Source organism: Actinomyces ruminis, assembly GCF_002154335.2.
GTDB lineage: Bacteria > Actinomycetota > Actinomycetes > Actinomycetales > Actinomycetaceae > Actinomyces > Actinomyces ruminis.
This window is the reverse complement of record NZ_MTPX02000068.1, coordinates 57,970-80,130: the sequence shown is the minus strand read 5'-3', so window position 1 is coordinate 80,130 and position 22,161 is coordinate 57,970. Positions and strand designations below refer to the sequence as shown.

At 68.3% G+C, this 22,161-nt stretch carries 15 protein-coding genes and 5 pseudogenes; 8 read left to right on the top strand and 12 right to left on the bottom strand.

Translation table 11 applies throughout. The features are described 5' to 3' along the window. Positions 1-202 precede the first annotated feature (202 nt). Positions 203-720 (top strand): annotated as a pseudogene (locus BW737_RS12520) (MerR family transcriptional regulator). A gap of 23 nt (positions 721-743) precedes the next feature. After that, entirely contained in the window at positions 744-1,709 is a 966-nt protein-coding gene (locus BW737_RS12515) for an aldo/keto reductase (RefSeq protein ID WP_086614503.1), read from the top strand. 49 nt (positions 1,710-1,758) lie between these two features. Here BW737_RS12515 and BW737_RS12510 read toward each other — a convergent pair whose 3' ends face one another. After that, positions 1,759-3,354: an Hsp70 family protein gene (locus BW737_RS12510; protein WP_086614504.1), complete on the bottom strand. Its 1,596-nt coding sequence runs from the start codon at positions 3,352-3,354 to the stop codon at positions 1,759-1,761. A gap of 301 nt (positions 3,355-3,655) precedes the next feature. Here BW737_RS12510 and BW737_RS20065 point away from each other — a divergent pair. The 4 genes and pseudogenes from BW737_RS20065 to BW737_RS12490 all read left to right on the top strand — a co-directional run bounded on the left by BW737_RS20065 (position 3,656) and on the right by BW737_RS12490 (position 8,957). Further along, positions 3,656-4,881 (top strand): annotated as a pseudogene (locus BW737_RS20065) (inorganic phosphate transporter). After that, the gene (locus BW737_RS12500) at positions 4,878-5,114 is read left to right on the top strand and encodes a hypothetical protein (RefSeq protein WP_086614505.1); all 237 of its coding nucleotides are present in this window, start codon (positions 4,878-4,880) and stop codon (positions 5,112-5,114) included. The pseudogene BW737_RS20065 and the gene BW737_RS12500 overlap by 4 nt, the downstream one beginning before the upstream one ends. Before the next feature lie 71 nt (positions 5,115-5,185). Continuing rightward, the gene (locus BW737_RS12495) at positions 5,186-6,715 is read left to right on the top strand and encodes a glycoside hydrolase family 32 protein (RefSeq protein ID WP_086614506.1); all 1,530 of its coding nucleotides are present in this window, start codon (positions 5,186-5,188) and stop codon (positions 6,713-6,715) included. A 215-nt stretch (positions 6,716-6,930) separates the two neighbouring features. After that, a pseudogene (locus tag BW737_RS12490) lies at positions 6,931-8,957 on the top strand (sucrose-specific PTS transporter subunit IIBC). Positions 8,958-9,083: 126 nt separating this feature from the next. Here the strand turns inward: BW737_RS12490 and BW737_RS12485 are convergent. The 4 genes from BW737_RS12485 to BW737_RS12470 form a co-directional block, all read right to left on the bottom strand. Further along, positions 9,084-10,088, bottom strand: a complete 1,005-nt coding sequence (locus tag BW737_RS12485; RefSeq protein WP_086614507.1) for a LacI family DNA-binding transcriptional regulator — start codon at positions 10,086-10,088, stop codon at positions 9,084-9,086. 256 nt (positions 10,089-10,344) lie between these two features. Further along, on the bottom strand, positions 10,345-11,058 hold the full coding sequence (locus BW737_RS12480; RefSeq protein WP_338063932.1) for an ABC transporter ATP-binding protein: 714 nt from the start codon (positions 11,056-11,058) through the stop codon (positions 10,345-10,347). Next, entirely contained in the window at positions 11,055-12,197 is a 1,143-nt protein-coding gene (locus tag BW737_RS12475) for an FtsX-like permease family protein (RefSeq protein WP_086614508.1), read from the bottom strand. Before BW737_RS12475 ends, BW737_RS12480 begins: the two co-directional genes overlap by 4 nt. 336 nt (positions 12,198-12,533) lie before the next feature. Beyond that, on the bottom strand, positions 12,534-12,728 hold the full coding sequence (locus BW737_RS12470) for a hypothetical protein (protein WP_086614509.1): 195 nt from the start codon (positions 12,726-12,728) through the stop codon (positions 12,534-12,536). Between the two features lie 189 nt (positions 12,729-12,917). On the opposite strand from BW737_RS12470, the gene BW737_RS12465 reads away from it, so the two are divergent. After that, positions 12,918-13,319, top strand: a complete 402-nt coding sequence (locus tag BW737_RS12465; RefSeq protein WP_086614510.1) for a hypothetical protein — start codon at positions 12,918-12,920, stop codon at positions 13,317-13,319. 263 nt (positions 13,320-13,582) lie between these two features. Here BW737_RS12465 and BW737_RS12460 read toward each other — a convergent pair whose 3' ends face one another. Further along, positions 13,583-14,707, bottom strand: coding sequence for a 6-phosphofructokinase (locus BW737_RS12460; protein ID WP_086614542.1), 1,125 nt, complete (start codon positions 14,705-14,707; stop codon positions 13,583-13,585). 137 nt (positions 14,708-14,844) lie between these two features. Here BW737_RS12460 and BW737_RS12455 point away from each other — a divergent pair, with 137 nt between their 5' ends. Next, on the top strand, positions 14,845-15,198 hold the full coding sequence (locus BW737_RS12455; protein ID WP_086614511.1) for an RNA polymerase-binding protein RbpA: 354 nt from the start codon (positions 14,845-14,847) through the stop codon (positions 15,196-15,198). Here the strand turns inward: BW737_RS12455 and BW737_RS12450 are convergent. The 6 genes and pseudogenes from BW737_RS12450 to BW737_RS20265 form a co-directional block, all read right to left on the bottom strand. Then, positions 15,180-15,983: a polyprenol monophosphomannose synthase gene (locus BW737_RS12450; protein ID WP_086614512.1), complete on the bottom strand. Its 804-nt coding sequence runs from the start codon at positions 15,981-15,983 to the stop codon at positions 15,180-15,182. The genes BW737_RS12455 and BW737_RS12450 overlap by 19 nt on opposite strands. 48 nt (positions 15,984-16,031) lie before the next feature. Continuing rightward, positions 16,032-17,598, bottom strand: a pseudogene (gene lnt, locus BW737_RS12445) (apolipoprotein N-acyltransferase). Further along, positions 17,595-20,550, bottom strand: a pseudogene (locus BW737_RS19580) (DEAD/DEAH box helicase). Before BW737_RS19580 ends, lnt begins: the two co-directional pseudogenes overlap by 4 nt. Positions 20,551-20,630: 80 nt before the next feature. Next, on the bottom strand, positions 20,631-21,467 hold the full coding sequence (gene tatC, locus BW737_RS12425; protein WP_420835751.1) for a twin-arginine translocase subunit TatC: 837 nt from the start codon (positions 21,465-21,467) through the stop codon (positions 20,631-20,633). 130 nt (positions 21,468-21,597) lie between these two features. Further along, entirely contained in the window at positions 21,598-21,912 is a 315-nt protein-coding gene (gene tatA, locus BW737_RS12420) for a Sec-independent protein translocase subunit TatA (RefSeq protein WP_180272214.1), read from the bottom strand. Between the two features lie 52 nt (positions 21,913-21,964). After that, positions 21,965-22,141, bottom strand: a complete 177-nt coding sequence (locus tag BW737_RS20265; protein ID WP_476723627.1) for a hypothetical protein — start codon at positions 22,139-22,141, stop codon at positions 21,965-21,967. Positions 22,142-22,161: the final 20 nt, after the last annotated feature.

Below are 22,161 nucleotides of genomic sequence, written 5' to 3'. Positions count from 1 at the left end.
GTGAACCTCAACTTCAACTCGAAGCGGTTGATTCGGCGTGCCTGACATTGAGTCCGCCCACGCCGGGTTCTATCGTGGAGCAGTGGCCGGGCGGACCGGCCCGCGCGTGCGTCCCCGCGTACGCCCCGATCTCGACAGGAGCCGGCAAGTGAGCGCCAACGAAGCGAGTCTTCACGTACCCGCACCCCAGCACACGCAGGGGATGCTCTTCGGCGACCCGCTCCCGCAGTTGGACGTCAACACCGGGTACCGCGGACCGGTCGCCTGCCGAGCCGCCGGCATCACCTACCGACAGCTGGACTACTGGGCCCGCACCGGTCTGGTCGAGCCCTCCATCCGCGGCGCTAAGGCTCCGGCTCCCAGAGGCTGTATGCGTTCCGCGACATCCTGCTGCTCAAGATCGTCAAGCGCCTGCTCGACACCGGTGTCTCCCTCCAACAGATCCGGGTGGCCATCAACGCCCTGCATGCGCGTGGCGTCGAGGACCTGACCTCCATCACCCTGATGAGCGACGGCGCCTCGGTGTACGAGTGCACCAGCGCCGACGAAGTCGTGGACCTGGTCCAGGGCGGCCAGGGCGTCTTCGGTATTGCGGTCGGCCGCGTTTGGCAGGAGATCGAGGGATCGCTCGCCGAGCTCCCGGTCGAACATGCCGCGGACGTCCCGCTGGTCGAGGACGAGCTCGCCAAGCGCCGTGCGGCTAAGCAACAGGCGGTCTGAAAACCAAGTCGAAGAGGTACAACATGGCGTCAACCAGACTGCTCGGAAGCTCAGATCTTTCCGTCAGTCCCATCGGTCTAGGTGGGAATGTCTTCGGTTGGACAGCCGACAAACCCACCTCGCACCGCATTCTGGACGCCTACGTGGAAGCCGGCGGGAATTTCATCGATACCGCCGACGGCTACTCCCACTGGGCCGAGGGTCATGTTGGCGGCGAGTCGGAGGCCGTGATCGGCACCTGGCTGGAGGCACGCGGCAACCGCGATGACGTCATTATCGCTACCAAGGTAGCCACTAAACCCGGCCGTGAGGGCCTTGCCGCCAGCAATATCCACGCCGCCCTGGACGAGTCCCTGGAACGGTTGCACACGGACCGCGTGGACCTCTACTACGCTCACTTCGACGACCCGAACACCCCGCTGGAGGAGACGGTAGCCGCCTTCGAGGAGGTGCGTGCCGCCGGCAAGGCCCGTTACATCGCCCTGTCCAACTACACCCCCGATCGCATCGAGGAGTGGTGCGCCATCGCGGCGGCTAACGACTTCGCGGCCCCGGTGGCGCTCCAGCCCCACTACAACCTGGTGCACCGGCGCGACGTCGAGGGTCCCGGCAACCGCGGGGAGGTAGCCGCCGCTCATCAGCTGGGTATGGTGCCCTACTTCTCGCTCGCCTCCGGTTTCCTCACCGGCAAGTACCGGCCCACCGCCGAGTCCGGTGCAGAGGCGACCTCACCGCGCGGCGGCTGGGTGGAGGATTACCTGCGCCCGGAGTGCTTCGCCGTCGTAGACGTGCTTAACGAGGTTGGAGCTGCCCACGATGCCGCTCCCGCGGCGGTTGCCCTGGCGTGGCTGCGCGACCGCCCCGGTGTGGTGGCCCCGCTGGCCTCCGCCCGCACGCTTGAGCAGCTCGGCCCGATCGTCGACGCCCTCACGCTTACGCTCACCCCAGATGAGACCGCGGCCCTCACGCAGGCCTCGGACCGGGTCTGAGGCCGCGCCGCCCGGCGCGCCTTGAGTACGTCGCGCCGGGCGAAGCCATTCAGGCGGTACGACGTCCCAGCACGTAGGTGCGGGAGTAACCGTCCGACAGATCCGTCAGGGTCACGTGAATGAGCCCGGCGCCGTCGATGTCGTAGCGCTCCTCGATCAGCGGGCCGCCGCCGAGGCGGTGCACCGGCACGGTCTTGAGCTCGTCGACGTCCCGCAGGCCGCGGTCGAAGGGGAACAGCACGTCCTCATAGGGGGCGAGCTGTCCGCGTGGCTCACCGGCCTCATCCACCCCGGCGCACTCGACGAAGCGGTAACGCCCGACGTTGTGAACCGCGGGGTAGCGGCGGGTGATGACCGTGCCGCTTGCGCCGTCGGCCCGCTCCTGCACCGACTCCTGGGTCAGGAGCGCGTCGAAGACGGTGCGGGCGCCGCCATCGGCCTCTCGGAACACGCCGAAGCCGCGGGAGAGGCGGTCGGTCAGCGCCACCGTGGCCGTGCGGTCGGCGGCGATCGCCAGACCGATTGCGGTGGAGGCGCCCGGGTAGGGGGAGCGGTGCACGCGCCTGCCGAAGCGCTCGCGCAGCAGCCGCGGGACCAACGGGAAGGCGGAGGCGCCGCCGACCAGGTAGATGCCGGCGATATCCGCCAGATCCGGCCCGCCATCATCCAGGCGGCCGATCAACGGAGCCATGGTGTCCAGGCTGCGCTGAATCAGGGGAGTCGCAGCCGCATAGAAGTCGGCCGCCGGGAGCACCAGATCCCTTCCCCGCAGGGTGATGACCAGCCGCCGTGTCTGCGGCGCCATCGCCTCCTTGGCGTCGCGGCACTGATCGAGCAGGTCGTCCAGCTCCCTCGTAGTCAGCTCCTCCTCGGCCACGCCGCCGCATTGGAGCGAGAGCTGTGCAAGCAGCAGGTCGAGGTCGTCCCCGCCCAGGTCGCCGGCACCCCGTGAGGCCAGTACCTCGTGCAGCTGGCCGCGCACGTCCACCAGCGAGGTGTCGAAGGTGCCGCCGCCCAGGTCGTAGACGAGCACTCGGGTGCGGCGGGAGGAAACGGTCGCCGACTTGCGGTGGGTGTACTCGAAGCCGGCGGCGCTGGGCTCGTTCAGCATGGCGGTGACGTGGAAGCCGGCCTCGCGGAAGGCGTCCAGCGTGATCAGCCGCTGGGCGCCGTAGGCGTGGGCGGGCACCGCGACGACGATATTGGCGTCCTCGCCCGCCGGGTCCGCCCCGTCGAGCTCATAGGACGTCAGCAGATGGGAGCGCACGGTGGCCAGGTAGTCGGTCAGCAGCTCGAAGACGGTGAAGGTGGCGTCGCCGATTCGGACCGGTGTCTGCGCGGTCACGGTGGGGGAGGACAGCACTCGTTTGAGGCTGCGCAGCAGCGGCGCACCGCGGCGGGCGGCCGCACGCGCCTCGAAGCCGTGCACCAGCCCGTCGGCGGTCAGCGCGGTTAACGACGGGAAGAACTCATGGATGTCGCCCTCGGTGTCCGTGAAGCCGATGACGGGATAGTTGCCCCGGTCCGCGCGGGCCACGACGGTGCGCGTCGTGCCGAGGTCGATGCCGAGGTCCAGGGGCGCGGACGGAGCGCGCCGACGCTTGCGGGTCTGCCGCGTACTGTTGCTACCACTTCGGGCTGCCATGGGAGTGACCCTATCGCTCAAGCCCGTCGCGCGCCCGGTGGCTCGACGGGGCGCCGGTGAGGTGTGGGCCTCTTCGCGCCCGGCCCGGACGCGGGTGTGAGCAGGCGCACCGGACGAGCTCGGCGAGCGTCGTCGAGGCCACACCCCGAGTGAACAGTTGGTGAATTCCGGTCGTCTTGGCTGCAGCGGCGCTCACCCCGGGGGTAAGAATGACAGCAGGTCGCGTCACCGCGGCCCGGGCTGAAGCAGTGCCGGGAGGACTCCGGCACGGGCACAGGCCCCATATCCGACCGGAAATGGCATGAGTACAACCCTTTTCATCGTGATCGTGGTCGTCGTCACGGCGTTGATCTTCGACTTCACCAACGGCTTCCACGATTCGTCCAACGCCATGGCGACCTCCGTGGCCACGGGTGCCTTCACCCCTAGGCGCGCCGTGCTGGTGGCCGCCATCCTCAACGTGGTGGGTGCCACGCTGTCCACCGAGGTGGCCAAGACAATCTCCCACGGCATGTTCGACGACTCACTGATTCAGGCAGCGCCTGCAATGGTGTTCGCCGGCCTGGCCGGCGCGATCCTGTGGAACCTGGCCACCTGGCTGCTGGGCCTGCCGTCCTCCTCCTCCCACGCGCTTTTCGGGGGGCTGATCGGCGCCGTGGTCGTCGCCGCCGGATTTCAGGGAGTGCACTGGGGCACCGTCATGTCCAAGATCATTCTGCCCGCGCTGATCGCCCCGACCGTTGCCGCACTGGCGTCGGCCGTCGCCACCTGGATCACCTTCCGGATCACCGGTCCGACGGACAAGTTCGGTGACAGGATCTTCCGTTACGGGCAGCGGGTCTCCGCCTCCATGGTGGCCCTGGCCCACGGCACCTCCGACGGGCAGAAGACCATGGGGGTGATCACCCTGGTGCTCATTGCCGCGGGATACCAGGAGGCGGGATCCGGGCCGCACTGGTGGGTGGTCCTGGCCGCCGGAGCGGCGATCGGACTGGGAACCTACTCCGGTGGGTGGCGCATCATGCGCACGATGGGCAAGGGCCTGGTCCACATCGACCCGCCACAGGCTTCGCCGCCGAGACCACCTCCACCGTGGCGATCCTGGCCTCCTCCCACCTCGGTTTCGCCCTGTCCACCACTCATATCTGCACCGGCTCGATCCTCGGCACGGGCATCGGCAGGGGGACCAAGGTCTCCTGGGGAACCTTCGGAAAGATGGGCACCGCCTGGCTCATCACGCTGCCCTGCGCGGCCGTGGTCGGGGCGGTCACGTCCTTCATCGCCGTCAAGGGCGGGGTTGTCGGCACCATCGCCGTGATCGTGCTGCTGCTGCTCAGCTCGCTGCTCATCATTCGCCAGGCCAACCACAACAAGGTCGACTTCTCCAACGTCAACGACGCGGACAAGGTGGTCGTGGCCAAGCAGACGGACCCGGAGCTGGGACGTGCCCCCAAGACCATGGAGCAGGTCAAGCGTGAGCTGGTGGGAGCCGGCTCCGGCGACCGGGGGACAGGGGCGCTGGTATGAGCATCGACTGGTTCTCACTCGCTCTGGTCACAGTCGTCACCGTGGCCGGGGCGGCCTTCATCCTGGCGGTGACCGCCGCCGCGGTGCGCATGCTCGCCGCCGTCCGGATCAAGCGGCAGGCCGGTGAGGTCAAGGGCCTGCACGTCGCCGAGGTGGCTGCCGGCTTCTTCATCGCCTGCGTGGTGGGGATCGCTGTGTTCGGGCTGTGGCTACTGATCCCGTACTTCCACTGACTCCCGCCGGGCTTTGAGGGACGTCGTCCCATTCGGCGCCTGCACCCGGGCGCGGCTGTTAGGGTCGCCGCATGACCGAGGATCTGAGGGCGGCCGCCCTGGAGGCAATCACCCGCTCGCACGCACCCGCCGACCCGGACTACCCGGTGGTGCACCTGGCACCGCCGATCGGTCGGCTCAACGACCCCAACGGCCTGCTGGTCGACTCCGGCACCTACCACGCCTTCTACCAGTTCAGTCCCTTCCATCCACACCGCAAGCTGGTGTACTGGGGACACGCCTCCTCCCGCGACCTGCTCCACTGGACCCACCACGACCCGGCAATCATCCCCGACTCGTTCTACGACCGCTCCGGGGCATACTCCGGCGGCGCCGTCGTACTGGAGGGCGATGAGCCGCACGCGGCCCCCGCTGAGGCGCCCTATCAGTTCTTCTACACCGGTAACCTCAAGGACCCCGTCACCGACGAGCGCACCGCCAGCCAGTGCCTGGTCACCAGCACGGACCTGGAGCACTTCGATAAGTGGCCGGACAACCCGCTGCTGCCCGGCCACCCCGCCGGCTACACCGCCCACTACCGTGACCCGCAGGTGTGGCGCGATCCGGATGAGCCCGGCAGCTTCCGCATGCTTCTGGGCGTACAGCGCGAAAACCTGACCGGGGCCGCGTTGCTGTACCGCTCCAGCGACCTGCTCTCCTGGCAGCTGGAGGGCGAGCTGACCTTCCCCGACGCCGGCGGCGCCTTCGACCACTTCGGCTACATGTGGGAGTGCCCCGGGCTGGTGCGCCTGACCGATGAGCTGACCGGGCAGGTGCGCGACGTGCTGATTTGGTGCCCACAGGGAATCACCCCCGACGCCGAGGGCTACGAGAACATCTTTCCCTGCGTTTACACCGTCGGTCACCTGGTGGGAACCGAACTGCGCGAGTGCGACGGCACGTTCGCCGAGGTCGATCGCGGCTTCGAGTTCTACGCCCCCCAGGCCTTCGCCCGTCGCCCCAGCGAGCCCGGCCCGGTCCTGCTGACCGGTTGGGCCGGCAACGCCTCCGAGGACGACCAGCCCTCCATCGAAACCGGCGGCTGGGTGCACGCCCTGACCGTGCCGCGCGCGCTGACCCTACGAGGCGGTCGGTTGCTGCAGCGGCCGGTGACTACGCTGAGCGACGACGCCGCCGTGCTGACCCTGGCGGGAGAGGAGCTTCCGGCCGGCGTGCCCATCCCAGCGCTGGAGGGGCACCGCGCCTGGCAGCTGCGCCTGGAAGCCGCATCGGAGGCGGATCGCTGGGGGCTGCGCATCGGCGACGCCGACTGCTACATCACCGTCGAACTGGTCCGCGCCGCCGACGGCGCCATGCAGCTGAGCGTGGACCGTTCCCATTCGCGCTACACGCAGCACGGGGCCACGCGCACTGTCACCCTGCCCGCAGGCACACCGCCGCGGCTGGAGGTGCTGCACGACCGGTCCGTCACCGAGGTGTTCGTCGGCGACGGCGAGATCGCCTTCACCCTGCGCAGCTTCGTCGCCCCGTACGCCACGGGTGCGAACCTGCTAGTCGACGTAGGAGTGCAGGTGAAGGCGAACGTTGTCGTCTACGACTGAGTACAAGCTTGGGACATGCGTCTGCGGCGGGACGTGTCACAGCAGCGAAATGTCTGGTCCCAACGGTTGCGGAACGCCAGGACCGAAGGTAGTCTGACCGACGTTTGACATAGGTCTAAGCGCCTGGTCGGCGACCGACCCCTCGGCGCGCCGGAACCTTCCGTCGAGCTCAATGCAGAGTGATCAGTTCCCACAGAAAGGAAGCCCGGGTGGCTATGGATCACGCCCGCGTGGCGAAAGACGTCCTGACGTACGTCGGTGGCGCGGATAACATCAACGCGGCCGCGCACTGCGCGACCCGCCTGCGCCTCGTCCTGAATGACATGGACAAGGTGGACCAGAAGGCGCTGGACAAGGATCCCGATCTTAAGGGCACCTTCGTGGCCGGCGGTATGTTCCAGATCATCGTCGGTCCTGGCGACGTCGACATCGTCTTCGACGAGATGGTCAAGACCGGCGGCGTCAAGGAAGTGTCCAAGGATGAGGCGAAGCAGGAGGCCGCCAAGAGTGGCAACATCGTCTCCCGCTTCATCAAGATGATCGCGGACATCTTCGTCCCGATCCTTCCCGCCCTGATCGCCGGCGGTCTGATGATGGCGATCGACAACGTGCTCCGAGCTGAAGGCCTGCTCTTCTTCCTGCACGGCGACTCACTGGTCAGGCACTACGCCTGGCTGACCGACTATGCCGACCTGATCAACATGATCTCCTCGGCGGCCTTCGCCTTCCTGCCCGTGCTGGTGGGCTACTCGGCCACCAAGCGCTTCGGCGGCAATGTCTACCTAGGCGCCGCGATGGGCGCCGCCATGGTGTCCACGTCGCTGCTGTCCGCGTATGACATGGCCAAGGAGGACGCCGCCCAGGCCTTCTGGGAGTACATGGGCACTTCCGACACCTGGAGCCTGTTCGGCCTGACGGTCGACAAGATCGGCTACCAGGCGATGGTCATCCCGGTGCTGTGCGTCGCCTGGATCCTGTCCACCATCGAGAAGTGGTTGCACAAGCGGCTGTCGGGAACCGCGGACTTCCTGCTCACGCCGCTGATCACCATGCTGCTGACCGGCTTCCTCACCTTCGTGATCGTCGGCCCGATCACCCGGCAGCTGTCCATCTGGATCACCGAGGGCCTGGACTGGACCTACAACACGCTGGGCCCGGTCGGTGGTTTCCTGTTCGGCCTGGTCTACTCGCCGATCGTGGTCACTGGTCTGCACCAGTCCTTCCCCGCCGTCGAGATCCCGCTGCTGCCCGTCAACGGCGGCGTCGGTGACTTCATCTTCCCGATCGCCTCCATGGCCAACGTCGCTCAGGGCGCCGTGGCCCTGGCGGTCTTCGCCCTCACCAAGGATGCCAAGATGAAGGGTCTTGCCGGTGCCGGTGGTGTCTCCGCCGTCTTCGGTATCACCGAGCCGGCCATCTTCGGTGTGAACCTGCGCCTGCGCTGGCCGTTCTTCATCGGTATGGGGGCTGCCGCCATCGGCGGCGCCGGCGTGGCCCTGTTCCACGTGCGCGGTGCCGCTCTGGGCGCCGCCGGATTCGTCGGCTTCGTCTCTATCATCACCGATAAGATCCCGATCTACGTGGTGCTGGAGATTGCCACCTTCATCATCGCCTTCGCAGCCGCCTTCGTCTACGGCCGTACTCCCAAGGGGCAGGCGTCCTTCGCCGCAGACGATGAGGTGGACGAGGCGGCGCTGGAGGCCGAGGCCACCAAGGCGCATGCCGCCACCGTGGAGTTGCCTGCCGAGGCCGCCACTGACTTCACCATCGCCTCGCCCATCCAGGGTAAGGCCGTGCCGCTGTCCGAGGTGCAGGACCAGACCTTCGCCTCCGGGATGCTCGGCCCGGGCCTGGCGGTGGTGCCCGACTCCGGTCCCGTCGTGTCCCCGATCGACGGCGAAGTGCTGGTCGCCTTCCCGACCGGCCACGCCTACGGCCTGCGCTCGGCCAGCGGTGTTGAGCTGCTGATCCACGTGGCATGGACACCGTCGAGTTGAACGGCAAGCACTTCACCCCGAAGGTCTCCGCCGGTGACAAGGTGCTGCGCGGACAGACGCTGGTCGAGGTCGACTGGGCCGGCGTAACCGAGGCCGGCTACCAGACGGTAACCCCGATCGTGGTCTCCAACGCGACCGCCTTCGGTGGCCTGACCGACGAGCACACCGGCGAGGTGGCCCGCGGCGACGCGCTGTACGCCGTCACCCCGGCGGCGGAGCCCGCCGCGCAGGGCGCCGACGCCTGACGGCTTCAGGAGTCGTCGAGTCTCACAGAACGCAGGTGCCGGCCCGGGAAACCGGGTCGGCCACCTGCCTATATGTGTGGTTGTCGTTGGTGGTGCGAGTGCGGCGTCCTCGCGGCGGGGGCGGGGCTACGTCGTCCTGCCCGGAAGGAGCACGCCCGGCAACTCAATGGGAGCGTCCACGGGCTGGGCATCCTCACCCTTGGCGGCTGCCTGAATCTGCGCCAGCAGTACGTCGACGGCGGTGCGGGCCAGGTTCGCCAGGGGCTGCTGGACCGTGGCCAGACCGGGCAGGGCGCGGCGCACTGCGGAGGTACCGTCGAATCCGATTACCTTGAAGTCCTCGGGCACGCGTCGGCCGTGCCGTTCGGCCCAATCCAATACTGCGGCGGCCGACAGGTCGTCGGTGGCGAAGACGGCGTCGATCTGGCCGGCCGCGGCGTCCAGGTGGGCGTCGATGAGACGGGCCCGCTCGGCGTCGGGGGTGTGGAAGTCGACCGCGAAAATGAGGGGCTCGACGCCGGCTTCCTTCAAGACGGTCCGGTAGCCGGCTTCACGGCGGTTATGAGGGCCGGTGCGCGAGGTCAGCAGGGCGGGGCGGCGAGCGCCGCGGTCCAGCAGCAGGCGGGTCGCCTCGTGTGCGGCCGCCTCGTTGGCACAGCGGATGTTGGGGATCGTGGGGGACAGGTCCCGGTCAATTGTCACCAGCGGCATGCGGACCGTCTGGTACTCCTTGAGATCGTCGTTGTGGGCGCCGGAGATGATGCCGTCGACGCGGTGGGAGACCAACAGGTCCAGGTACTCTCGCTCTCGGTCGGCCCGGCCCATCGAGTTGCATACCAGCATGCGGTAGTGGTGCTCAGCCAGGGCGTTCTCTATCTCATCGGCGAGCTCGCCGAAGAAGGGGAGCGCGACCGTGGGCACGATCACGCCGATGATGTTGGTCGATTTGCCGTGCAGGGCGCGGGCTACCTGGTTGGGACGGTAGTTGAGCTCGGCAATCGCCTTGGCGACGCGGTCTTTTGTCGCCTGGCTGAGGTAACCCCGGTTGTTGAGGACCCGGGACACGGTGGTCAAGGAGACGCCGGCGACTTCGGCGACGTCAGCAAGCGTGGGTTCGCGGCGCACGACCAACGGCAAACTCCTTTGTGAGACTCCTGCATGAACCTGTATCACCGGCCCGACCGATTTGCGCGGCTGTCCGACAAATCCCGGCCAAGCTTAATCCTGACGGGCCGATATCGTGCATGCGGTCGCCAGACGGCCACCCTTGCAACGACTATGTCATGACATTCTAGAGCATGTTGTGGGGTGGTGGGTTCGTGCCGAAGGAAGAGCAGCATGCTCGCGTACGACGCCTGCTATGGGAGCCGTACCTGGCAAGATGATACTACGGCGAGTCGGCGCGTTCCCGAGCGCCGAGCACGCCGTCGTGCATGACCATGACCCGGTCGCAGACCGGCAGAATCCGTTCATCATGGGTGACCATCACCGTTGCCTTGCCCAGTTCGTGCGTCTGCTGCGCGAGCAGCTGTGCCACGTCGTGGGCTCGCCGGGAGTCCAGCGCGGCAGTGGGCTCGTCGGCGAGGATCACCTTAGGGTCGTGGTATACGGCGACGGCGATAGCGGCGCGCTGCTTCTCGCCTCCGGACAGTTGGGACGGGTAGGCATGCACGCGGTCACTGATGCCCAGAGTGTCGAGCAGCTCGTTGCGACGCTCCGTCGCCGGGGCACGACGAAGCACCCGGTCATGCAGGGTGAACTGGTCGGCCAGAGTCAGGAACGGGACCAGGCCCGAGCTCTGAAGCACAAACCCCAGGTACTGCCGGCGCAGCTGCGCCCGCTTCTTCTCGGGCAGCGCGGAGAACGGATCTCCGCCGATTTCGACGGTACCCGTGGTCGGCGTGCGCAGTCCGCCCATAACGGTTAAAAGCGTCGATTTGCCCGAGCCGGAGGGCCCCAGGATGCCCACGAGCTCACCGCTGCGGATCTCCAGGTCGGTGGGCCTGAGTGCGTGCACGGTCTCCTTGCCCTGGCGGTAGTCGCGAGACACCCCGGACAGCACCATCGCGGCTGCCGACGCGTGCCGGTCGACGTCGTTCATGAGATTGCCTCCACCGGATCAATACGAGCGATTACGCGCACCGACGCCAGCCCTCCCAGAACCGACACCAGGATGAAGGCGAGCGCGATCATGGCGTTCAGTCCCGAGGACATACGGAACGGGACGGTGTCCGGAAGGACGACCGAGGTCAGCAGGGTCAGTATCAGGCCCAGTAGGACGCCCGCTGCCGCGAGGAGCGCGGTCTGGGCTCCTCCGGAGCGGATGAGGTAGCCGGTGGGCATCCCGCGCGCCCGCAGGATGCCCAGGACCGGGCGCTTCTGGAGGGTGAGGACGTAGAGGAAGATCCCGAGCACCACCGAGGCCACGAGGATGAGGGCGCCGATCATGAGGGTGAATGTCAGTACCTGTGCGGAATAGCCGGGCAGTGTCTGGATCAGCTCGCCGCTGGTCAGAAGAGTGAGTCCGGCGGCCGGAGCCGCCGCTGCCGCCTTGGAGTCCATAGTGATGTCGTCATCAACCACGACGGCGCTGGTAGTGGGGGACAGGCTGTCCGGTCCCCGCTCCCGCAGGGCTTTCGCATCCAGGGTGAGGACGGGGGCGGCCTGGAAGGTGGTGTCTTGAGTAAAGCCGGTGATGGTCCACTCGTGGTCCGAGCCCAGGAGCCGGATCGTGTCGCCTACAGCCAGCCCCTGCGTGCGCAGGCTCTCATCGGCCAGAATCTCCGTTGTCGGGTTGGTGATCGGGGAGCCAGCCACGACGGTGGGGGAGAGGGGGCCGTCCAGGTCCACGCCAAAGGCGAAGACGTCGGTCTTTGATCCGTCGTCCGCCTCGTTCTCCGCGTCGCGCTGGCTACTGCCCGCCTCCGCCCCCGCGGAGGGCTGTGCCACGGCGGCAACGGAGATTAGGGGGGATGCGTCAGCACCGGCGTCCTCGGCGATGGATGTGGCGGAGATAACTTGCGTACTCGTCATTCGTGAGGCCGAGATGTTCTCGTTGGAGGCCTCGGTGACCATGACGCTGCCAGCGTCCCAGCTGTCCACGATGGCCCGGTAGGAGCCGGCCAGACCGGAGGCGAGGGAGGCGAGGAAGAAGGTGAGGTAGGTGATCAGTGTGATCACCGAGATGACCAGCGCGAAGCGGCCGGGTTCATGCTGTATCTCACGCAGCGCAAGAAACACCGAGACTCCTTTAGTACTCGTTGTCGGCGGAGGCGGCAAGGCCTGTCGGTTCAGCCGGGCCGGCTGGCGGTGCGCCAGCCCGCGGTACACGTTGCCCCCGGTGGCAGGACTTTCCATGTGAGCGGCATCCGAACATCGTTGGAGTCAGGGCACGTGAGCGCACAGAGCGTTGCGCTCGGGTAGGTGCGAAGTGTGGGAGAGGGGGCCGCCGAGGCGTGGGCGGTCGGCTCGCGCGTGCTGGCAGACGCCTCGGTCCGTCAACATCGCTGGAATGACATAATGTACATTATCGGCGTCACGGGTAGGCCGTGCGACGCGCGGTCTGACGGTGTTGCACTACTTCCCATAGCGCTTGTGGACGGCTTGCTTGCTGATACCCAGCGCAGCGCCGATCGCCGTCCAACTGTGGCCGGCGTTGCGGGCGCGGCGTACGGCGAGCTCTTCCGCGGCGTCGAGCTCCTTGCGCTTGCGCACGATGCGTCCGAGCTCCTTCAGTGGCGCGTCGTCGTTGGCTCCGATCAGGGTCCTCATGACGTCAATTATAGTTGACTGTTGCCGGTATGGCAGGTGCTCTGCTCTAGCGAACTAGTATTGGTTGGTATGGCGAGGGTTGAGGTCCGTGAATGGGTGGGCAATGTGCCCGACGTCAATGATGAGCGGTGCCTGCTGGTCCTACCCGGCCTGAACTACCCAGTGCAATTGCCGGGCTTGTAGCTGCCGATGCGCGCACTCTCGCTGGCGGGCTGGAAGGTCTTCCATGCACAGTGGGACCTGTCTGATCTTGATGCAGCCGAGCGCCGCGCCGCTGTTGCTGAGGCCACCGACCGGCTCGCGGAGTGTACGGCGAACGCAGATGAACGCCTGGTGCTGGCGAAATCGCTGGACACCATGGCTTCAGGCTGGGCGGCCGACAACGCGGTCCCGGCCGTGTGGCTCACTCCTCTGCTGTACGACGACGAGTGCCTAAATGACATAAGTCGATTCGAGGCCCCCGCGGTCCCAATATCCGGGAGTCGTGATTGGGCATGGGACGACGCCGCTGCGAAACTAAGCGGAAAGCAGCGGTTGTGTCTGGGCGCCTGTGATCATGCGCTGCTGCCGGTGACTGGCGGGAGGAACTGAAGCTGCTGAACGCGCTCACCGATGCCGTATCGGTGAGCGCGGCCCACCAGACTGCCGAATTTGGGTACGTATGTGACGCCGAAGGAGCTGATCGATGAACACGTCCGAATCCGACCGGCCGTCATGGCGGACTCCCCCGCGACTCGTGCTACCCGCAATGTCGTCGCCGCGGGCGAGAAACACGGCCAGCTGCTCGACCTGACGCTCATGACCCGGCGGCTATGAGGCGCGCGCGGCGACGGCGCCTCCAGACTCCGTCCAGGTCAGTCCCCCAGCGCCGTGCCCACCGCGCGGGCGGCCTTGATCCACTCGTGGTCGCGCGGCACGTACTTGACCTTACCGGCGACCTCCTTGAGCGGGACCAGCGCGGTGTCGTGCCCGCGGTCGGCGACCATGACCCCGAACTTGCCGGCCGCGATGGCATTCGCCCCGGCGACGCCCAGGCGGGTGCCCAGCAGCCGGTCGGCCGCATTCGGGGTGCCGCCGCGCTGCACATAGCCCAGGATGGTCACTCGGGCTTCCAGGCCGGTGGCGGCCTCGAGCTGCTCGGCCAGGGTGAAGGTGTTGGCGCGGTGGGAGGCCTCCAGTGCCTTTACGCCCTTCTTCGCCATCGCCTTCAACTCCGGGCTGGAGGCGTCCTTGACCAGCGCCTGGGCGTGAGCGAGTTCCTCGGCATCCTTGACACTGCGGGCACCCTCGGCCACGGCGACCACGGAGAAGCTCGACCCGTGCTTGCGGCGCCGCTCGATCCGCTCCGCGATCGCCTCCACCGAATAGGGCACCTCCGGCAGCAGGATTACGTCCGCTCCCCCGGCCACGCCCGCCCCCAGCGCCAGCCAGCCGGCGCGGTGACCCATGATCTCGGTGAGGATGATGCGGTGGTGGGAGTGCGCCGTCGAGTGCAGCCGGTCCACCGCCTCGGTGGCGATCTCCAGGGCGGTGGAGAAGCCGAAGGAGGTGTCGGTGTGCACGATGTCGTTGTCGATCGTCTTGGGCAGGTGCAGCACGTTAATGCCGGCGTCCATGAGTCGACGGGCGTTCTTGGCGGTACCGCCCCCGCCCAGGCACACGAGCGCGTCCAGCTTGTCCTTCTCGACGTTCTCCACGATGGTGGGAATCATGTCCCGCACCTCGCCGTCAACGACCATGCGGTGCACCTTGTCCCGGCTGGTGCCCAGCATGGTGCCACCGGTGGTCAGGATGCCGGACAGGGCCTTCGCATCCAGCTCGGTGTATCGGTTCTCTGCCAGGCCGCGCATGCCGTCGCGGAAGCCGATCAGCTTCCAGCCGTGCTCGGCGATTGCCGCCTTGCCGAAGCCGCGGATCGCGGCGTTGAGTCCCGGGGCGTCGCCGCCGGCGGTCAGGATTCCGATGCGCTTGGTTGCCATGGCGCCAAGTATGCCGCAGTACCTCGTGCGGTAGTCGCGTTCCGACAGGGGCATTTGCCGCGGCGCGGGAATGCGCCGCGGCATGGGTGCGTTATCCTCTCGGCGGTTAAGCAACAGCGAACAGGAAGGGCACCAGCATGGCGGATCGCGCACTGCGAGGCATGACGATCGGCGCGAAGTCGATGGAGTCCGAGGAGGGCGTGGAGTTCGCCGCCAGGCAGAACATCACCTACGAGTGCCCCCTCGGTCACGTCACTACCGTGCCGATGTCCGTGGAGGCGGAGGTGCCCCCCACCTGGGAGTGCCCCGAGTGCGGCCAGGCGGCGGCCCTGCGGGGTGAGGATGAGCCCGAGTCGGAGGAGCCGAAGAAGGCGCCGCGTACGCACTGGGACATGCTGCTCGAGCGCCGCGACATCGAGGACCTCAAGGTGCTCCTCGATGAGCGCCTGGAGATGCTGCGCTCCGGCGAGATCTACCGCGAGCGTTTCTGAGCCGCCCGCCGGAGGCGGCTGGCCCCATGGCGCACGGCGGTCGCTGCCGAACCGGCCAAACCGGCCAGCTGTGCGCCACGTTTGGCGACCCCCCACTTGGTGACCAGGGCCAGCTCCTCGGAGAAGATTCCGCCGGAGAGCTTGGACTGGCCTGCCTCCCGCTCATGGAAGGTGATGGGCATCTCCACGATGCGACCACCGACGTCGGCCACCAGCTTGGTCATATTGACCTGGAAGCCGTAGCCGAGCGCCTCCACCTCCCCCAGGTTCAATCGGCGCAGCAGGCTCGCCCGGTAGACGCGGAAGCCCGCGGTTGCGTCCCTGACCCCCAGCCCGAGCATGGCGTTGATATACCGGTTGCCGCCGCGGGAAAGGGCCACCCGCTTCGCATCCCAATCGACGGTGGCGCCGCCGGACACCCAGCGGGAGCCGATTACCAGATCGGGCGCATCGGCCATCTCGGCGCGTTGAATGAGCAGTGCCAGGTCCTCCGGCCGGTGGGAGCCGTCGGCATCCATCTCGCAGATGAGCTCGTACCCGGAGGCGAGCGCCCAGGAGAAGCCCGCGAGGTAGGCCGGTCCCAGCCCATTCTTCTCGCTGCGGTGCAATACGTGGATGTGGTCGTCGGCCTGAGCGCGGGCGTCGGCCAACGCCCCGGTGCCGTCGGGCGAGTTGTCGTCCACCACCAAGATGTGCGCCTCCGGCGCGGCCTGCCGTACACCGTCCAGCGCCCCCGCCAGGGTTTCGATCTCGTTGTAGGTGGGGATTACCACCAGGGCCTTCACGATCCTTCTCCTGTCCGTTGTGCGGGTCTATCCGGGTCACCGATCCGGTCACGCCCGGCGGCGTCGCCGACGCCAGAGCCGTGACGCACCGGAAACCATACCGGCTGCGGTCAGCAGCGCGGCACCCGCCTCGAGTGCGCGCCCGGGTAAGGCGCCGAGCCGGTCGGCAACGGTGACGGAGGTACGCAGTGTACGTCCGCCACCAGCGAGGCCTGCGTATAGGGCTGCGCGCGCTGCTCGACGACGCCCCGGGGTTGATGATCGCGGTCACCCCGACGGTGGATACCTGCACCAGGGCGCGTCCGTGTACGACCGCCTGGACCCGCCCCTGCGCCAACTGCTGCTCAGCCTCGGAGGAGTGCAGGAAGCTCGCATTGTTGGTGGGGATGACGATCACCTCGCCGCCCTGCTCAATGCCAGTCCGCAGCGTGTCTTCGTAGGCGACCTCGAAGCAGATACCCATGGCGAGCGTGACGTCCCGGTCCTGCGCGGCGGCGTGAACGGTGAGCGTCTGCGGGCCCGTGCCCGGAGCCAGGTCGGTGCCGATGCGGTCCACCTGGTCGGTCAGGTGGCGCAGCTGCTCGCGCAGGGGAATGTACTCGGCGAAGGGCACCGGGTGGTGCTTGCGGTAGTACTCCCCCGCCCCCACGCCGGGCGTCCACACCACCATGTCGTTGTAGCGCACGGAGTCCGCGTAGGACATGGCCCCCACCAGGATCGGTGCCCCGACGGCCTGGGCGGCCGTCTCCACCAGCGCCGCCGACGCAGGGGTGGTGCGCGGATCCAGGTCGGCGGCGTTCTCCGGCCAGATCACCACGTCGAGGGTGCCCCACCCGACCTCCTCGGCCAGGGCGCGGGTCGCCTCGGCGTGGTTGCCGGTCACCTCCAGCGCCCGGTTGAAAGCGTCCTCGAACTCCTCGGCCACATTGCCCTGCACCGCAGCCACCCGCAGCGTGCCGTCCTGGGCGGCGCCGTCCACCGGCAGCAGTATCGGAGCGACGACGACCATGCCCGCCAAGGCGATGGCCACCAGTGCGTCGAGGGCACGGCGCCGCGCGAGCGCGCGGCCGGCCTCGGCAATGCCGGCCCCCGCGAAGGCCACCAGCGCGGTCAGTCCAACGGTGCCGCCGTAGGCGGCGAAGGGCAGCATCGGGGCGTCCGCCATGGCGAAGGCGAGCCGGCCAAAGGGGAAACCGCCCCAGGGCCAGGACGAGCGCAGCTCCTCCACCCCGCACCAGAGCACGGTGAAGGCGGCCATACGCGCCAACACGGTGCTGGCGCCGGGACGCTCCAGGCGGCTGATCCGCCCGACCAGTGCCCAGGCAGCGCCGAAGGCAGCCAGGTAGAGCGATTCCACCGCCGTCAGCGCCACCCAGCCGACCGGGTTGCCCATGGCCACCGCCGTGAAGTGCAGCAGCGGCGTGAACAGGGCGACGCCGAACACCAGCCCGAGGCCCGCCCCCGCCCAGGGGCCGCGGCCGCGCAGTAACGCCGCCAGCAGGGCCAGCCCGAGCGGGGCCGCCCACCACGCGTTCAACGGCGGGAAGGCCGCCCACACCCCCAGGCCGGCGCAGGCGCAGGTCAGCAGTGGGGTCAGACGCCGCGTGAGTTTCATACGGAGGACCAACCGACCACTCCCCTATTGACGTCGAGGCAGGCCTCGGCTGCGGTCATGGCCAACCGATTCAGATTGGCCAGACTCGACCGCCCGGCGGGGTCGGCCAACCGGGGCCGCTCCCCCGCGGCGGTGCTGAGCGTAGCCAGCTGCCCCAGCACATCCAGCAGCTGTTTGCACCAGCGCACGAAGTCTCCGGCGGTAAGGTCCGATTCGGTCAAGATGGCGGTCAGATCGGCGCCGTCGGCCCACTCCCGCACCGCCCCGGCCACGGCGGGCTCGGCGCCGGTGGAGGGTTCCACCCGCTCCAGCGCCTCCAGGTTGCTGATATGCCGGGAGACGGACAGCTCTTGGCGCAGCACCTCCCCCAGGCGGGATCCGGGCGCCGTCGGCAGACCGAGTGAGGCGGCCGCCATTCGGGGTTCGTACACGCAGGCCGACACTGCCCCGGCCAGCTCCGCCGGGCTCAGGTCGTCCCACAGGCCCTGCCGCAGGCACTCGGCCACCAGCAGGTCCCGCTCGGCGTACACGCGCGCAAGCATCCTGCCGGCGGCCGTGACCCGTAGCTCGCCCTCGGGCCGGTCCGCCTCGGCCGGAACCAGGTAGCCGAGTTCCAACAGCACCCGGCACACGGCATCGAACTGGCGGGCAATCGTGCCGGTGCGCCGATCCACTCGAGACTGCAACCGGTCCAACTCCTCGCGTGCACGCACCCAGCGGCGGCCCACGCGGGCGTGCTCCTCGCGTTGAGGGCAGGCGTGACAGGGGTGGGCGCGCAACCGGTGGCGCAGCTGCTCCAAGCGGGAGGCGGTGTCGGCGTCGTGGCGGCGGCCCCGGCGGGAACCGCGCGCGGTGGAGGCGTCCAGGGCACCGGCGCGCAGCGCCTCAAGCAGTCGTTCGGCCAGACGGTCCCGCTGGTGCGGGCGGCGGGCGTCAAGGTCCTCCGGAACCGGCAGTGAACCAACCCGGTTGACGCCATCGGGTGTGCTCTCGGGAGTAAGGGTGTGCACCCGCTTGTCCTCGCCGACCACCGTCAGGTACGGCTCCCCGGAGCTCGCGGCATGTTGGGCGACGACGACGCCGTGCCGGTGGCGCCGGCCGGCGCGATACAGGACCACGTCACCGCGCGCCAGCGCCCCCATGGAGCGGCTCGCCTCGCTGCGGCGTGCGGCCCGGTTTGCGCGGGACTGATCGGCCTCGGCATCGGCGATGCGACGGCGCAGCAGGGCGTACTCGCCGAAGTCACCCAGGTGGCAGGCCATCTGCTGCTCCAGCGTGTCCAGGTGCCGGCGCTTGCGGCGGATTTCGGCGGCCAGTTCCACCACGCCCCGGTCGGCCTGGAACTGGGCGAAGGAGGACTCCAACACCTCCCGGGCGCGTTCACGCGGCAGGCGCTCCAGCAGATTGACGGCCATGTTGTAGGTGGGACGGAAGGCCGATACCAGCGGTAGGTGCGGCGGGAGGCGAGGGAGGCGACAAAGGCGGGCTCGGCGTCGTCGGTGGCCAAAACCACGGCGTGCCCCTCGACGTCGATACCGCGCCTGCCCGCGCGGCCGGTCAGCTGCGTGTACTCCCCCGGCGTCAGGGTCACGTGCGCCGAGCCATTCCACTTGCGCAGAGACTCCAGCACCACCGTGCGGGCGGGCATGTTGATGCCCAGCGCCAGGGTCTCGGTCGCGTAGACGACCTTGACCAGGTTGGCGGCGAAAAGCTCCTCGACGGTCTCCTTGAACACCGGCAGCAGGCCGGCGTGGTGCGCCGCCACGCCCCGGCTCAGCGCATGGGCCCAGGCGTGGAAGCCGAGCACGCCCAGGTCGGCGGTGGGGATATCCGCCGTGCGCCGGTCGATGATCTCCCGGATGCGGCGGGCTTCGTCCGGGGTGGTAAGGTCCACGCCGCGGGAGATCGCCTCACGCACCGCGCTCTCGCAGCCGGCACGGGAGAAAACGAACACGATTGCCGGCAGCAGGTCAGCGCGTTGCAGGGCGCCGATGACGGTGCCGCGTGCGGGCGGGCGCAGGCGGGCGGTGCGGGCACCGCCCTCGCCGCGGCGCGGTGGACGGGGCCTACCGCCGGCGTGGCGCGACCAGCGGCCACCGCGTCCGGAACCTGCCCTGCGCCCGTCCCGGCGTTCGTAGCCGCCTTGACGGTCCTCTCCTGCCGCGGCGCGGCGTGCATCCCGCACCGCCCGCAACAGGTCGGGGTTCAATGGCGGCTGAGCGGATAGCCGGCCTCCCCCGCGGCTGATTCGGCATCAGCGCTGGGCTGCATCCGTGCCGAGTACAGGGGCAGCAGTCGACGTCCCACCAGCATGTGCTGAGTCAGCGGCACCGGCCGGTGCTCGGAGACCACCACGGTGGTGCGGCCCCGTACCTGCCCGAGCCAGTCCCCGAACTCCTCGGCGTTAGACACCGTGGCGGACAGCGACACCACCTGTACCTCCGGGGCGAGGTGAATGATCACCTCCTCCCACACGGGGCCGCGGAAGCGGTCCGCCAAGTAGTGAACCTCGTCCATGACCACATAGCCGAGCCGGTCCAGGTCGCGGGAGCCGGAGTAGAGCATGTTGCGCAGGACCTCAGTGGTCATGACGACCACGTCGGCGTGTGGGTTGATGGAGGTGTCCCCGGTCAGCAGGCCCACCCGGTCGGCTCCGTGACGCGCTACCAGGTCCACATACTTCTGATTTGAAAGCGCCTTGATCGGGGTGGTGTAGAAGGTCTTGAGCCCCTGGGCCAGCGCCAGGTGGACGGCGAACTCTCCCACCACGGTCTTGCCGGCGCCGGTGGGTGCGGCCACCAGCACGCCCTCGCCGGCCTCGAGGGCTCGGCAGGCGTCGTTCTGGAAGTCGTCGAAGGGGAAGTCGTAGGTCGCGGCGAAGCGGGCGAGCTCGGTGCGCGACTCCGCCTGGCGACGGCGTGCGGCGGCGTAACGTTCGGCGGGCGAGCTCATGGGGTAACCCTATGCGCGGCCCGCCACCGATTCGCACCGCCAGCGGCGGGCGGCGTACCGGTGGAGGGCGGATGTGCCTCTCAGACGGTGGTGACGGAGGAGTTCTCGGCTAAGGCCGCGTCCAGGGCGGCGTCCTCTTCGGCACGGCGCTTGGCGACGTGCTTGTCGTGCCGGATGGAGATGTAGCAGGCCAGGAAGTACAGGCCGGTGATGGGAATGGCCATGAAGATCATTGACCAGGGGTCCGGCAGCGGGTTGGCGAAGGCCATGAAGGTGAAGATGCCGACCACCGCCCAGCGCCAGCCCTTGAGCATGGTGCGGCCCTTCATTACCCCCAGCCGGTTAAGGGCCACCATGACCTCCGGCAGCAGGAACGCGATGCCGAAGGCCAGCACCAGTCGCAGCATGAAGGACAGGTAGGTCGAGACGTCCATAATGCCGGCGGCGGAAGTGCTGTGGGGGATGAACGACGTCAGGATGCGCACGGCCCGCGGCATCACCCATATGCCCAGGGCGCAGCCAGCGGCAAACAGCAGGAGTCCGACCACGCCGAAGACCCAGGTGTAGGCCTTCTCCTTGCGAGTCATGCCCGGGCCCACGTAGGCGAAGAACTCGTAGATCCACAGCGGCGAGGACAGCAGCACGCCGATCCAGATGGAGATGCGCATCCGCATGTCGAAGGAGGACAGTAGCGTGGAGAAGTTGACGTTGAGGTTGGCGCCCTCGGCGTTGGCAGCCTCGACCGGATAGGTGATGAACTGGTAGGCCTTGTCGGAGAGGAAATAGCCGACGACGGCCATCACGGTAATGCCGATCGCGGAGATGAACAGGCGGTTGCGCAACTCCCGCAGGTGATCCCCGATCGACATGATCGCCTCGGGGTTCTCCTTGCGCCTGCGGCCGGGCAGCTTGGGCATATGCGGCACGTTCTACTCCTCCCGAGTGCTGGTGGTTATACGCGCGCGGGACCGGGCGGTCCCGGTCCCTGCGACGAGGTAGTGACGGCGCTCGGCCCGCGGCGCATCCACGACGCCACGAGCCAGGACATCACTGCTGGACGGTGCCGTCCGTGTACGGCTGCGGCTGCTGCGGGGCGGCCGGCTGCTGGGGCGCCGTCTGCGGGGCGGTCTGGCCCGCCTGGGTCGGCTGGGTGTAGTAGGTGCCCTGCTGCGGCTGCTGCGGAATCTGGGCCGGGGGCTGCTGCGCGACGGGGGTCTCCTCGTCTTCGCGAAGCTCCTTGACCTCCTTCTTGAACACCTTCATCGACTTGCCGATGCTGCCGGCGATCTCGGGCAGCCGGTTGGCGCCAAAGATGAGCAGGACGACGACAAGCAGGACGACGATGTGCGTGGGCTTGATCACGACGCAACTCCTTTCGTCGGGCTCGCGACTGAGAATGAGCCCGCGGGGTATGTCACGAGTCTAGCGTTTCGCCGCCGCCGGGAGCGCATCCGTCTGTCGGCGTTCCACCACAGGCGTATACGGCGGCCGTGTTGTCCAGGTTATTCAGGGCGCGCCGGGCCGCTGCGGCCGCCTCGAGCGCAAGATCGGTGGGTGCGACCGACCGCAGGTGCCGGCCAGCGGACAGCACCAACCCCACGAGCCAGGCCC